We start from the raw sequence: 12380 nt of genomic DNA on the forward strand, positions 1-12380 counted from the left end.
GTCTCATCTGGGCCTCACAGGACCGTCTTCGAGTTTGTCCAGGAGCAGCTTTCTGACCTCGGACAGCCAGGAGTCGATGTCATCCTCGGACTTGAGGGTTGGAGAGGGCAGGTTGACCATCTGGATTTGTGGTTCCAGCAACAGGGCCGCATCCATCAGCATCTGTTCGTAACGTCCGGGCATGGCGGCAATACGGTCTCTGAGCGGAGCGATGCCGCTGCTGTCCAGGGTTTTCAGGACCGAGTCGGTTGAATCAACAAGAATCGTTGGCTTTGCCGATTCGATCAGCCCGTGCGGTTTGCGCAATTCCTGACGCTGTTCCGGCTCCAGCTGGTTCCAGTTGACGTCGTTCTTGAGCAGGGTTTCGCCTTGCTCCCACCGGCTTTGCCACGCGGAAGCCAGATTATTCAATTCATCGCGCAAGAGTTGGGTCAGGTTGGCTGCCAGGGGAGCCACAAGATCAGGATCTTCCAGCAACTGATGCTGCTGTTCGATGGTCGTGACCTGAGCCAGAATCATCTCCGCGTCCTGTATTCCCTGGGCATGGCCCAGCAGCCGTTTCAGGACCATCCAGTTCGGCCATCGCTTGGTGATCCGCTCCGTAAGACCAGTCCAGTCGTCGATGGCCTGGGCCAACTCGTCGCGGCGGTTGTACAAAGCCAGCAGTTGTTCATTGCCCGCTGAAAGACGAATCTCCTCCAGAAAGGCTGTGTCCGGTCTGAGTGGTTTCGGAGCTTCACCGCCAGCCTGATCGGCCAGTTCCGTCATTTTTTGCAAAAAGGACGGTACATGGATCAACTCATCACCCTGTTTGGCCGTCAGCCCTACCTTTTGAAACAATTTCCGGATCTGGATGCGCTGGGCAGTGGTGACTGTGGCTGACTCCACCTTGAACATCGCTTTGCTGATGTTCTTGCGCTCCAGTTCCCTGGGGTCGATGGGCTGCCCGCGCTCATCCTGGGCACGGATCGATCCGGCCACAAGCAGCACATGCAGTCCGCCGTCCACGGCATCGCGAGACCAGCCGTACTGTTCAGACTCAAAATGAATTCGGATATCAGCCCCTTTTTTGCCACCGGCTATAAAACCCAGGATGGTCTTGCAAACCGGATTCCTGCCCGGCTCCCCATCGTCGCCCACGGCTTTCAGGGCATCAGGAGCGCCGGTTCTGGCCTTGTCGTAAACCTTGGACCATCCGGCATGATCAGCCAGATGAAATTGAGGGTAGAGGCGGGTCAGTGAATTCTCGCCAGCCTCATGGATCATGTCCTGCAAATCACTTCCGGTAATCTCGCTTCCACCGCCCTGAAAGACACGGGCACCGGAGAATGCTTCTGTCAGAAGTTCGTGAATCCTTTTTTCAGCGGTCTGTTTCGTGGTTTCCATGGCCGCGCGGGCTTCAGCGCCTTCAGGTGTGTTGGGGACGCCGCGAATATCCAGGGTGGCGCTAGAGGCCTTGAAGTCGATCAAGGCCCGGCGCAGGTCGTCGGCGGAACGCTTGGGGATGAACACAAAAACCGTTGGTGAGTGTGCGCTGGCTTGGCGGGCGTCGGCGCGGACAGTGTTTTCATCAACGCCCCAACCGTCACGCACCCAGACCGTGACACGCTTTTCCGCATCCACCGGAAGCTGGGCATCAAAGCATGGGGTAATATCCCGGACAACCTTTGAACTGCCCTGGGTCAGGGTGAGTTTGCGGACCATTTCGTTGAACTTTTTGCGAATGCGATCATCGCGTTCGCCCTCGATTCGATGCGGTGAGTTAGCCAGGCTTGACCGTTGACTCAGAAATTCATCATTCCAGGCAGCGCTCTCCTCGGTCTGGATACGGTACTCGTCGCCGACCCTGATCAGCAGATCGCAAGCCTCAAGCAAAGCCGGCAACCTGCCGCGTAATTCTCCGGAGCCTTTGGAGATGTCCTCAACAAGCAGGTCGGCCAGGGTATCGATGGTAGCGCGGATGCCGATCTCGTCGTTGCTGGCGGCCAACTTGTTGATCAGAAAAACCAGCCCGCAGGCTCTGGCCAGAAGCTGTTCACCCTGGGAGCCCTTGCTCCAGGACATGGTCGTTTCATAGACCTTACGCGGAAGAATGCGGGCCTGGATAAGCTTCTCCGCCGAGTCAAAATAGAGGTAATCAGCTGGAACCACGTGGCCCAAGGGAGCATCCAGATTGGTCTGGATGACCTTGTGGATCATGCTCAACTGGTTGCGCAACTGGCTATCCGTGCCGGTCTGGTCGAGCACCCGAAGAGTATTTTCCCAGAATCGGCGGCGCACTGGAAGAATGGGATAGTCCTGGGGAAAATAGGGAATGTCATCCTGCCGGTGTCCGATGGTTGTTCCGGAAAGGTGGCGGGAAATCTCGCCCAGGTTTTCCTGCATCATCTCGTTGATGGGTGTTTTGGCCTCTGGTTTCTTGGCCAGTAGAACCTGACGAATGACGGTTTCCACATCAGCATCGGAGAGTTCTATGCGGACGGTGAAGCGGCCTTCCAATTTCTTGAGATAGCTGGTGCCGGTCACGGCGGTCTGTCCGGTCCCGATGAACAGCAGTTTTCCGCCAACATGCTTGCAGCAGGTTTCCACCACTTCCTGAACATCGTGCGATCGCTGGCTGTCGTCGCCAATAAACTGTTGCACCTCGTCCAGAACGATCAATGTCAGGGGAAACTTGCCGCCATTGGTCAGGGCCAGGCGCATGGCCTTGAGCATGTCGTCGTTGGAAACGTCGTTCACGTTGGGATAAAGCTGGGGGATGATTTCCGCGGCAGTCAGGTTTGGAGAGAAGACCTTGGGTTTGACCGTGCACAGGGCCTGATACAGGCCTTCGGCCACATGGAAATTGTCCAGTTCCTCTTCCCAGTCAAACCCGTTCTGAACCACGACTTCCCGGACCTGATCAAGGATGCTCTCGTGCTTGAGCCACATCAGAAAACGAGCCACGGGATATTTTTCCGGGAGCCCGACGGATTTGAAAATGATCGCGAGCAAAGCGAGGCGCACACTGCCGCTGGCTCCCGCCCCCAGTGTCCCGGAAGCCGCATGCAACCCGCCATGCCGTTTGGCTGCCACGTCCAGTTCTTTCAAGGTGTCGCGGATATGTTGTGGAAGGTTGGCAATTCCTCGGGCAGTGGCTCCATCATCGAAAGCCGTATCCAGCCAAATGGCCCGGAGCATCTTTACCAGATGGGACTTGCCCGAGCCAAAAAAACCGCTGATCCAAACACCGGGCTGCTGGGCCTGGTCAATGTTCTTCAAATAGGTTTCCAGGATATGGGCCATGCCTTTTTCATACTGACCATCACAGACAAAGGTCTCCAACTCATAGCGCAACACGGCCAGATCCAGGCTGGATCTGGAGTCATTGACGTTAGCCACGCCCTCGTTGACCAGTTTTCTGATGGAAGGATCTTTTTGGTAAACACCGCGGTTGATCATGCTCATCCCCTTGCTCAAGTATTCTTATCCGCCGTGATGGGTACGGCTAGGTAGTTCCATCCGTCGTAACCGTCCAGCAGCCGGTAATTGTTGTTCTCGAAACTGCCAGGGAAAAAGACCAAAAGCCGCCCTTTGACCATCGGCGAAAGCTTGTCCACAAGGTCCTTGACTTTCATAAAGCCGAACAGCGAACCCACGCCCATGATGGCGGTAACCGCTTGGGAGCCGACCTGCTTTTCGTCCAGGAAGTTTGAAAAACTTCCGGTGATGTACGTCATGTATTTGGGAAGCGGTGTTGAGAGGAGTTCAGGCTTCTGGAAATAGCTTATGGAGTATCGTTGAGCGGCCAGCCACACGGCGAATGTGTCTGTCAGGTCATAGATCGCCCACTCATGGCCGGCTTGCCGGGTCAAAATTTCAAACTCATCAATCCTGGCCCGCAGCCACCGTTCGTCGTTTTCGTTGTAAACGCAGAAAATGACCCGCTGGGCTGCCGCTACATCATCCCTCCAGGGCACGGCAATATGTTTTCCGTAAGACTGGACCAGACGCTTAATTCTGCTCACGTAGCCACTCCATTTCTTGCATTGTGATCAGGTTCGGGAAATTCACCTCGACAACATCTCCCACCCGCTTGAATACAATCCATCCTTTCCGGGAAGCGCTCTCGGCAAGTTGGGCCGCTTCGTCAAAGGAACAGTCCAGAAGGTTGGCGTATTCGTTGGTGAACAGGGAATGACCGCGAAACCCGCACAGATAACCCAGCAAAAGGGCATAAGAAACACTGCCTGGAGTGGGAAGTGCGCGGGAGCGGCTTTTGTTCGTTCTGCCTTTGAGATGTCCGGATTGGGTCCAGGTGGAATTGAGATTCTTGGCGTTGGAGGCCAGCTTTCCCGGACTGTAACGGCCTGGGGCAAGATCATCCAGGAAAGTCTCCATGGTCACGCGCGTCACCAGAGAGCCTTCAGGAAGAGACAGAACGTATTTTGCTGAGGCACGAAGCATGGTGTCGCGGGCATAGGCGCAAAGAATACTCAGCAGCGGACGCCCGCTCTCGTCCCGCTTCCAGAAGAACCGCAGAGCCCGAAATAGGAGAAATGCCGGGTCCAGCGCATAGAGTTCGACAAGATATCTTTTTGTGATCAGGCGGTTTTTTTCGGTTTTCTTGCCCAGGCAGTTGTTGGCAACGATGGCCTGGACATAATCCGCCCGCTCGGCGTCAGGTTCACTGACAAAGTCCAGCAGCAAACCCAATTCTTCGGACATCATGGTCCGCGATACATGCGGGCTGCCCTTGGGAAAGGCGAAGCCGAATTTTTCCAGCAGGTCTTGGCTAGCTTGCATTGCCAAAACCATTGTTCTTCTTTGCCTTGCCCTTACGCACCCAGTTGTCAACCTCGTCCTTCTTGAACTTCCAAAGCCGACCGATCTTGTGGGCAGGCATGTCCTTCTCGACGATCCACTTGTAGACCGTATCCCGCTTTACGCCGAGATAGTCTCCAATCTCATCGACGGACAACCATCTGTCTTGCATAAAGTTGACTCCGTTCTTATCCAAATCAAAAAAAGGGGGCTCAATCAAGTTGAATTCTGTCCGACTTGATTATATCCGGTTAGACAAGGTTTGCCTTAAAGGAAGGGGGAGGGGAAGTCAAAAACTAAAAAATTGATCGCCATATCAATTATTGGGGCTTGCGCTAGAAGGCGAGACGATGAGTGGGGTTATGTGTATCAAGATGGCTTGTTAGGTCGTTTTTGACCCAGTTTTGATAAGTTGAAATAAGGGTGTTCAGCGCCTCCGGTGTGCCCTCCCGTTCTAGAACGGCCAGGGTCTTGGTATCGAGAAAAAGGATGGCCTCTGGGGTGTACTCGTCGGGGTACACCAGGAGGTAAGCCCATTTTCCCGGTTCTGATTCAACCATGATGGTATTGTAGGGAATGTCCAAGCGGTCAGGCTGTTGCCAGGAGACCGTGAGCAGGAGTTGCTCCAGGAAGATGCCCAAGTCCTGTTGTGTGCTAAGGGCTGTTTTCCTCATTTGATTTTGGGCCATGTCACTCCAGAAGGAACGGGTTAGTGGCAACTGCTTGGAGGGTGCTTGGCGCGGCTGGACTTGGGACCGCTCTTTGGTCTTGACGTGTTGTTGCACTGCCATTGGGGAAAGCAGACGTACGGGACAGGCGGTGTCCCGCGTGAAGGTCCTCAGGGAAAGGGGTTTGTCAGGGGCATTGATGGCCAATGGAGAGGGTGAAGGACGGAATATGGCCTTGCTCATCAACTCGTGGCCTTGGCCGGGGTCGGGCAGAGGGAGTTCCCGGTCCGCCCCGTAACGCTTAAGATTGTAGTCGATTTTCTTTTGCAGCTCTTCGGTGAAGGTTTTGCTTGCGGCCTGTATTCTGGCCGCGCGTTCTTCCGGGGACAACTCTGGCATTTGCTCTATCTTGATTCGTTGGGCTACGTCTAAATCCTGGCTGAAAATGTATCCCTTTAATCGAAACGGTTTTTTGTGGCCCTCCAGTTCGATGGAAATGGAATTTCTCACGGTTCGCGTAATCGTCCCGTATTCCCGGAGCGTGTCCAGCACGTCCTTACGGTTTTTGATCGTCCCGGCTTTGATTTCCCGGAGAACGATCTCGCACAGGGCGGTTTTCAGTGCAGTGCGATTCGTAAAGGCCTTTCCTTCAGTGGCAAAATTGCCACGTCCAAGGGAGATGTCACGCATCCGACGCGGGTCGTCGGGTCGGGTCCACTCGCAGGCGTAGTTGAAGACGTCGCGCAGGGCGTCATACGATTTTTGCCACGCGGCATAGTAACCAAACCGGCCCTTTTGCGGCGACGCGGTGTTGTATTTTAAGCCGGACTGGAGATCCAACTTGGCGTGAAAGAAATGGATATGTCGCCCTTTGTCCTGCTCCTGGTGTTCCACGAAGGAAAAGGCGAACCTGGTCTCGTCAAGGCCACCAAAGGCCAATCTCTTGAAGTGGGCCAGTAGGCTGTCCTTTTGTTGTTCCGTAGGCTCATCCTCCGGTCCCCACGTAATGATGCCGTGGGTGAAATTGTCCTTGAAGTCCAGGCTGTCCGCGATCCGGGCAACACGATGTGGGTCGCCTTCGAGGACTTTGATTTCATGGCGCACGGCCCCTCTTGAATTCTTTTCTTGAAGCAGATACTCGGCCAGACCTTTGGCCGTCCGTTTCCCGGCTTTGGTGAATTTGATATGCACGGCTACGCCCTCCCGTTGATCAGGGATTCAATCCGCAAAAGCCCATCCAGGATTTTCCCGGCGTCGGCATCTTCGGCGTAGGTGTTCGCATACTTGGCAATCTGGTTCAGCAGCACTCCGACGCGGTTCAACTCCACAATCTTTTGCTGTTCCACCCGGATGTCCAGATGGGAGCGAATCTGGCGCTTATGGAGAATGGACCGGACAAGCTCGGACACGCTCATGCCCGCCATCTCGGCTTTTTGCCGGACCAAGACCTTGTCTTCCGGGCTGAACCGCAAGTGCATTCGTTCGCTTTTGGCCATTTGTACCTCCGGAAATCTCTGTTTTGATGATGGGAGCATCGGCGTTAGCCGGTTCGGGTGCGCGGGGTCAGTTATCACCAGGGGGCAAAATCGTTTCACCGTCCGCTCCCATTGGTCGCTCAAGCCGCAAAGTTCGCTAAGGAAACATTTTGCAAAGCAGGGGGAGGGCTGCTTTCCAATAGGATTGCCACTCTCTGACGGGAGTTGGAAAGCATCGATGCCATATTCATGGCGACCTCAGTGTCATGAGCGAAGCGGGTGGTTTCTTTTTCAAAAAGCACCCTCAATTCGGTTGGTTCAAAATATTTTAGCCACACCAAAAATCCGACGCGAAGCGGAAACGGGGGTCAAGGGGGATGCCCCCCTTGCCAGACGCCCCTACGGTGAACAGGCAGCGCCTGTACGCCGGAAGGGTAGGCTGGCCCCGAACGTCCGTCCAAATACTTTTTGTCTATCTAAACAACAATTTAGCCGTCGCGAGCACTGCTGTCAAGCGCCCGAAGGCGGCACCGAAGACGCACATCCATGTGCTCCCGCAACGATGCAGGGTGGCTATCCAAGTGAAGATTCCAAGGTGGGGCGAGGCTGGTCAAGATTTACATTGGTTGACCAGGGGTTGACCAAAAAGCGATTTTTGGCGTTTTGAAGCAAAAAAGGGTTTACGATTTTTCATCGTAAACCCTTAATTTTCTTGGTGCGCCCGGAGAGATTCGAACTCCCGGCCTGCGGATTCGAAGTCCGACGCTCTATCCGACTGAGCTACGGGCGCATGGGTACTCTGTTTATGTGCTCTTTGGCGAAGCGTCAAGGCGAGGGTGATGTTTGCGAGAGTTTTTTGTGTGGGATTCGTGGTCAAGGGCTTTCGTACTTGCCTTAATCAAAAGAATAACAGGATCGAGTGCCGTCATGCTGTTGAATTTGCCGGTCCTGGATATTGTCTGCTGCGTGATCTCTGCCCGTTCTGGTCAAATGCATCTCTTTACGCTAAGAGACGCCTTTGTCAGAGGTAAAGGATGAAAGAAGGTCAATTCACGAAAGTCGTTGCCGCGGTGGTGTGGCGAGAAGGGCGATATCTGGCTGTTCAGCGGCCTGACGGCAAGCACATGGCTGGTTTTTGGGAATTTCCCGGGGGCAAGGTGGAACCTGGAGAAACGCTGGAGCAGGCACTGGTACGTGAGTTGCGGGAGGAACTGGAAATTATTCCCAAGCACTTTTCCCTCTGGCGTGAAAAAAAACACCAATACCCTGATCTTCATGTTCATTTGTATTTTTTCTGGGTTAGCTGCTTCCAGGGAACGCCTGTACCGCAGGAAAATCAGGACCTGGCTTGGGTTGTCCCTGGTGCTGCGGATCTCCCTTTTCTGCCGGGCGATCTGGAGATCGTTGCTGAACTGGCAACCGTTTCCTCACCTGCTGATTGGTCTGATTCGTCACGACCCGATGTCCGATGATCGTTTGTCCATGGCTAGTTTCGAAACCTGGTTGCAGGCAAAGCGTTTATTGATCCGTTTGCAAAGTCGCAAGCGCAGTTGCATCCAGATTCGGGGAATCCATCAGCCGTTTGCGCTGTACTGCGGTTATCTTCCCATTCGAGTATTTAGGATCTTTTGAATGCCCATATTCATCTACAAAGGCCGGAACAGGCAAGGTCGCCGGATCAAGGGCGATTTTGACTCTCCATCACTGGAAATGGCTGAAAACGCCCTTCGGCGAAAAGGTTACACCCAGCTTACGGTCAAGCCCAAGCCCAAGGACATCCTTGAGGGCACTTTTCTCGAAGGCAAGGTCACGGACCGGGACATGGTCATTTTTAGTCGCCAGTTCTCGACCATGATCAATGCCGGCGTGCCGATCCTGCAGTCCCTGCAGATCATGTGCGAGCAAACGGAAAACAAGCTCTTGCGCCGGGTTCTGTACAACGTCCGCAACGATATTGAGGGCGGCAGCTCGCTTTTCGACGCCATGCGCAAACATCCGAAGATCTTCAACGATCTGTACGCGAACATGGTCAATGCGGGCGAGGCCGGAGGCGTGCTGGACATAATCCTGCTCCGGCTGGCGGACTACCTGGAGAAGGCCGCGAAACTCAAGGCCAGGGTCAAGTCGGCCATGGTCTATCCGGCGGTGGTCGTCACCGTGGCCGTGGCGGTCATTGCCATCATTCTGATTTTCGTGATCCCGACATTTGAAACCATGTTCGCGGATTTCGGCGCAGCGCTCCCCATGCCGACCCAGATCGTCATCAATTTGAGCCGCTTCACCCAGGACAACATATTGTTCATGCTCGGCGGGGCCGTGGCGTTTGCAATCATTGCCAAACGCCTGTACCGGATCGAGCGGGTGAAGATCTTGGTAGATTACTGGGTCTTGACCCTGCCGGTGTTCGGTCCCCTCCTGCGCAAGGTTGCCGTGGCCAGGTTTGGCCGCACCTTGAGCACCATGGTCTCCAGCGGGGTGCCCATTCTGGGCGCCCTGGACATCGTGGCCAAAACCTCCGGCAACAAGACCGTTGAACGCGGTGTTCTCGATGCCAAAAAAAGTATTTCCGAGGGACAGACCCTGGCAGATCCCCTGGAAGCCACCGGTGTCTTTCCGCCCATGGTCATCCAGATGATTTCCATCGGCGAAACCACCGGTAACCTGGATCACATGCTGGCCAAGGTCGCCGACTTCTACGACAACGAGGTGGATGTGGCCGTGGAGACGCTGACCTCGCTCCTGGAACCAATGATGATCGTCTTCCTCGGTGTCGTGGTCGGCGGACTGGTGGTCAGCATGTATCTGCCCATCTTCCAAATCGGCGAGACGATCATGTAGTTTACAGCACCAGAATAAGTGTGCTTTGGCTTTAATCGAAATCGAAATCGAAATCGAAATCGAAATCGAAGAAATTTCGTTAAAGGTCCAAGCATGGTAACTGCTCAAAAAGATCGGGCGACGAGGATTCCTGTTCCCATCGACGCGGAGTTTCGTGACCAAGCTACAGGGGCCATATTCCTGCCGGAACTTTACCCGATGTGCGTTACACCGTTGCCGCACTGGGGTGCGGCGCTCCCAGGATTTATCCTGTTGATTGCCACAAGTTTTTGAGCAGTTACCAAGCTTGCTATCAGAAAAAAATCCAGCCGGTGATAGCGGCAACAGTGGCTGGACTTGACCCATAGTCATCTTCAATCACAAACCATCGGAGATTTGTCGTGAAAATCAAGGACATGCTGCAGCAGCCTGATCGATCCAGGATTTCATTGGAGTTCTTTCCTCCCAAGGACCGGGCGTTGTGGCCGAAGTTTTTTGAAACAGTGGAGCGGCTGCGTCCATTGAACCCGCTCTTCGTTTCGGTGACCTACGGCGCCGGCGGCAGCACCCAGGCCGCCACGCTGGATATTGTGACCACCATCAAGCGCGATTTCGACATGGAGCCCATGGCGCACTTGACCTGTGTTGGTGCAAGCGCCGAAGGCCTGAAAGATTTTCTGGATGATTTGGCGCGCGCCAACGTTACCAATGTCATGGCCTTGCGAGGCGATCCTCCCAAAGGGGAGACCTCGTTCACCCCATCTGACGAAGGTTTTCAGCACGCCTCCGATCTGGTTCGATTCATCACCGGAAACTATCCGGATTTCGGGATCGGGGTGGCCGGTTATCCGGAAGGTCATCCGGAAGCCGTCGGCCTGGAGGAGGATCTGCGATTCTTGAAGGCAAAGCTTGATCTGGGAGGGGATTTTGCCGTAACCCAGCTTTTTTTTGACAACAAGGTTTACTGGGATTTTATCCAAAAAGCCCGGGACGCCGGGATCACCAAACCCATCATTCCCGGCATCATGCCCATTTTCAGCCTCAAGTTCATCCAACGCATAACCTCCATGTGCGGTGCGTCTCTGCCGGCCCAATTCCAGAAGGATCTGGAACAAGCGGACGCGCGGGGCGGCGATGCCGCGGTGCAGGAAGTGGGGATGAAATATGCCGCTCAGCAGATCCAGGATCTGTTGAACAACGGCGCACCCGGAGTGCATTTGTACACCATGAACCGGTCGGACGGATGTCTGCGGATCATGGAACAGGTTGCGCAATAACCGGTTTTATCTGCAGACAATCTTTATCCAATATTTAGGAGTTATGACATGACCAAAGAACTACGTGTCGGCGTGGTCGGTGCGACCGGGGCAGTGGGGCGGGAGATCCTCAAGATACTGGAACAGCGGGAATTTCCGGCAACCTCGGTCAAGGCATTGGCTTCGTCGCGATCCGCGGGACAGGAACTGCCGTTCAAGGGCGGACAGCTGGTGGTGGAGGAGCTGGATGAAAATTCTTTCAATTTCCTTGACTTGGCCTTGTTTTCGGCCGGCGGGAGCACTTCCGAAAAGTTCGCCCCCATCGCGGCAAGATCCGGGTGCGTGGTGGTGGACAACTCCAGCGCGTGGCGCATGGATCCCGAAGTACCTCTGGTTGTTCCGGAAGTGAACCCGGATGAGCTTTCCCGGCATAAGGGAATCATCGCCAATCCCAACTGTTCGACGATCCAGATGGTTGTGGTGTTGAAGCCGTTGCATGACGCGGGAAAGATCAAACGGGTCGTGGTTTCCACGTACCAGGCCGTTTCCGGAACCGGCCAAAATGCCATCAAGGAATTGGAGAGCCAGGTGCGGCAGATGTTCAACATGCAGGAACCCGAGCCCGAGGTCTATCCGCACCGCATCGCCTTCAACTGCCTGCCCCATATCGATGTCTTTCTGGACAACGACTACACCAAGGAAGAAATGAAAATGGTCCTGGAGACCCAGAAAATCATGGGAGACGAATCCATTCGCCTGACTGCGACGACCGTACGGGTCCCGGTGTTTTACGGACACAGCGAGTCCGTCAACGTCGAAACCGAGAAAAAAATCACGTCCGCGGAAGCCAGAGTGATCCTGAGTCAGGCTCCGGGCGTGCAGGTCTTGGACAATCCCAAGGAAAAAATCTATCCCATGCCCATCCACGCCGCGGGCGAGGATCTGACCTTTGTCGGCCGGATTCGGGAAGACGAATCCATCCCCAACGGTTTGAACCTCTGGATCGTGGCGGACAACCTGCGCAAGGGCGCCGCATTGAACGCTGTCCAGATCGCTGAGGTGCTTTTGGATCGTGACTTGATCCGGGTGAACGACGCCCAGTAACAGTTCGTTGAAAAACTCCCAACTGCTGCGTTGCCGCAAAAGTTCAAACTCTCACGTACGAGCTTCGACCTTGACCTATTTTTGCTCCTTGCACTTGGGGTTTTGAACGAACTGTCTGGCAAGTGTGACCTGGATTCTCGCCTTCGCGGGAATGACTTTGTTTTTTTGCCGTCTTCGGACCAGTCATACCCGCGAAAGCGGGTATCCAGCCGGTTTAACTCGGACGAGCTGAGTCGTTATAGATTTGTTTACCATTC

The 12380-nt window shown here is 54.6% G+C and carries 10 protein-coding genes and 1 tRNA gene; 4 read left to right on the plus strand and 7 right to left on the minus strand.

All coding sequences use genetic code 11. From position 1 onward, the window contains the following. Nucleotides 1-3 precede the first annotated feature (3 nt). From brxC to ACYQ15_RS02075, 7 genes are all read right to left on the minus strand, one after another. Nucleotides 4-3447 carry a BREX system P-loop protein BrxC gene (gene brxC / locus ACYQ15_RS02045; RefSeq protein WP_459935868.1) on the minus strand — a complete coding sequence of 1148 codons (3444 nt, stop codon included), beginning with the start codon at nucleotides 3445-3447 and terminating at the stop codon, nucleotides 4-6. 8 nt (nucleotides 3448-3455) lie between these two features. After that, the gene (locus tag ACYQ15_RS02050; RefSeq protein ID WP_459935869.1) at nucleotides 3456-4007 is read right to left on the minus strand and encodes a BREX protein BrxB domain-containing protein; all 552 of its coding nucleotides are present in this window, start codon (nucleotides 4005-4007) and stop codon (nucleotides 3456-3458) included. Continuing rightward, on the minus strand, nucleotides 3994-4785 hold the full coding sequence (locus ACYQ15_RS02055; protein WP_459935870.1) for a hypothetical protein: 792 nt from the start codon (nucleotides 4783-4785) through the stop codon (nucleotides 3994-3996). The genes ACYQ15_RS02050 and ACYQ15_RS02055 overlap by 14 nt, the downstream gene beginning before the upstream one ends. Beyond that, nucleotides 4775-4975 carry a helix-turn-helix domain-containing protein gene (locus ACYQ15_RS02060; protein ID WP_459935871.1) on the minus strand — a complete coding sequence of 67 codons (201 nt, stop codon included), beginning with the start codon at nucleotides 4973-4975 and terminating at the stop codon, nucleotides 4775-4777. The genes ACYQ15_RS02055 and ACYQ15_RS02060 overlap by 11 nt, the downstream gene beginning before the upstream one ends. 163 nt (nucleotides 4976-5138) lie before the next feature. Next, on the minus strand, nucleotides 5139-6662 hold the full coding sequence (locus ACYQ15_RS02065) for a hypothetical protein (protein ID WP_459935872.1): 1524 nt from the start codon (nucleotides 6660-6662) through the stop codon (nucleotides 5139-5141). A gap of 2 nt (nucleotides 6663-6664) precedes the next feature. Beyond that, entirely contained in the window at nucleotides 6665-6967 is a 303-nt protein-coding gene (locus tag ACYQ15_RS02070) for a plasmid mobilization protein (RefSeq protein ID WP_459935873.1), read from the minus strand. 692 nt (nucleotides 6968-7659) lie between these two features. Beyond that, nucleotides 7660-7736, minus strand: a tRNA-Arg gene (locus ACYQ15_RS02075). A gap of 244 nt (nucleotides 7737-7980) precedes the next feature. Between ACYQ15_RS02075 and ACYQ15_RS02080 the strand changes: the two genes are divergently transcribed. The 4 genes from ACYQ15_RS02080 to ACYQ15_RS02095 all read left to right on the plus strand — a co-directional run bounded on the left by ACYQ15_RS02080 (nucleotide 7981) and on the right by ACYQ15_RS02095 (nucleotide 12123). Then, a complete protein-coding gene (locus ACYQ15_RS02080) occupies nucleotides 7981-8418 on the plus strand; it encodes a (deoxy)nucleoside triphosphate pyrophosphohydrolase (RefSeq protein ID WP_459935874.1) in 438 nt (145 codons plus the stop codon). Between the two features lie 160 nt (nucleotides 8419-8578). Further along, nucleotides 8579-9784 carry a type II secretion system F family protein gene (locus ACYQ15_RS02085; protein ID WP_459935875.1) on the plus strand — a complete coding sequence of 402 codons (1206 nt, stop codon included), beginning with the start codon at nucleotides 8579-8581 and terminating at the stop codon, nucleotides 9782-9784. Between the two features lie 380 nt (nucleotides 9785-10164). Further along, the gene (gene metF, locus ACYQ15_RS02090) at nucleotides 10165-11040 is read left to right on the plus strand and encodes a methylenetetrahydrofolate reductase [NAD(P)H] (RefSeq protein ID WP_459935876.1); all 876 of its coding nucleotides are present in this window, start codon (nucleotides 10165-10167) and stop codon (nucleotides 11038-11040) included. Nucleotides 11041-11088: 48 nt separating this feature from the next. Continuing rightward, entirely contained in the window at nucleotides 11089-12123 is a 1035-nt protein-coding gene (locus tag ACYQ15_RS02095; protein WP_459935877.1) for an aspartate-semialdehyde dehydrogenase, read from the plus strand. Nucleotides 12124-12380: the final 257 nt, after the last annotated feature.

This window comes from Desulfonatronum parangueonense, assembly GCF_054656975.1.

Coding starts and splice junctions, on each gene's coding strand:
- brxC (WP_459935868.1), bottom strand. CDS start 3,447: ATGAGCATGATCAACCGCGGTGTTTACCAAAAAGATCCTTCCATCAGA.
- ACYQ15_RS02055 (WP_459935870.1), bottom strand. CDS start 4,785: ATGCAAGCTAGCCAAGACCTGCTGGAAAAATTCGGCTTCGCCTTTCCC.
- ACYQ15_RS02060 (WP_459935871.1), bottom strand. CDS start 4,975: ATGCAAGACAGATGGTTGTCCGTCGATGAGATTGGAGACTATCTCGGC.
- ACYQ15_RS02070 (WP_459935873.1), bottom strand. CDS start 6,967: ATGGCCAAAAGCGAACGAATGCACTTGCGGTTCAGCCCGGAAGACAAG.
- ACYQ15_RS02080 (WP_459935874.1), top strand. CDS start 7,981: ATGAAAGAAGGTCAATTCACGAAAGTCGTTGCCGCGGTGGTGTGGCGA.
- ACYQ15_RS02085 (WP_459935875.1), top strand. CDS start 8,579: ATGCCCATATTCATCTACAAAGGCCGGAACAGGCAAGGTCGCCGGATC.
- ACYQ15_RS02095 (WP_459935877.1), top strand. CDS start 11,089: ATGACCAAAGAACTACGTGTCGGCGTGGTCGGTGCGACCGGGGCAGTG.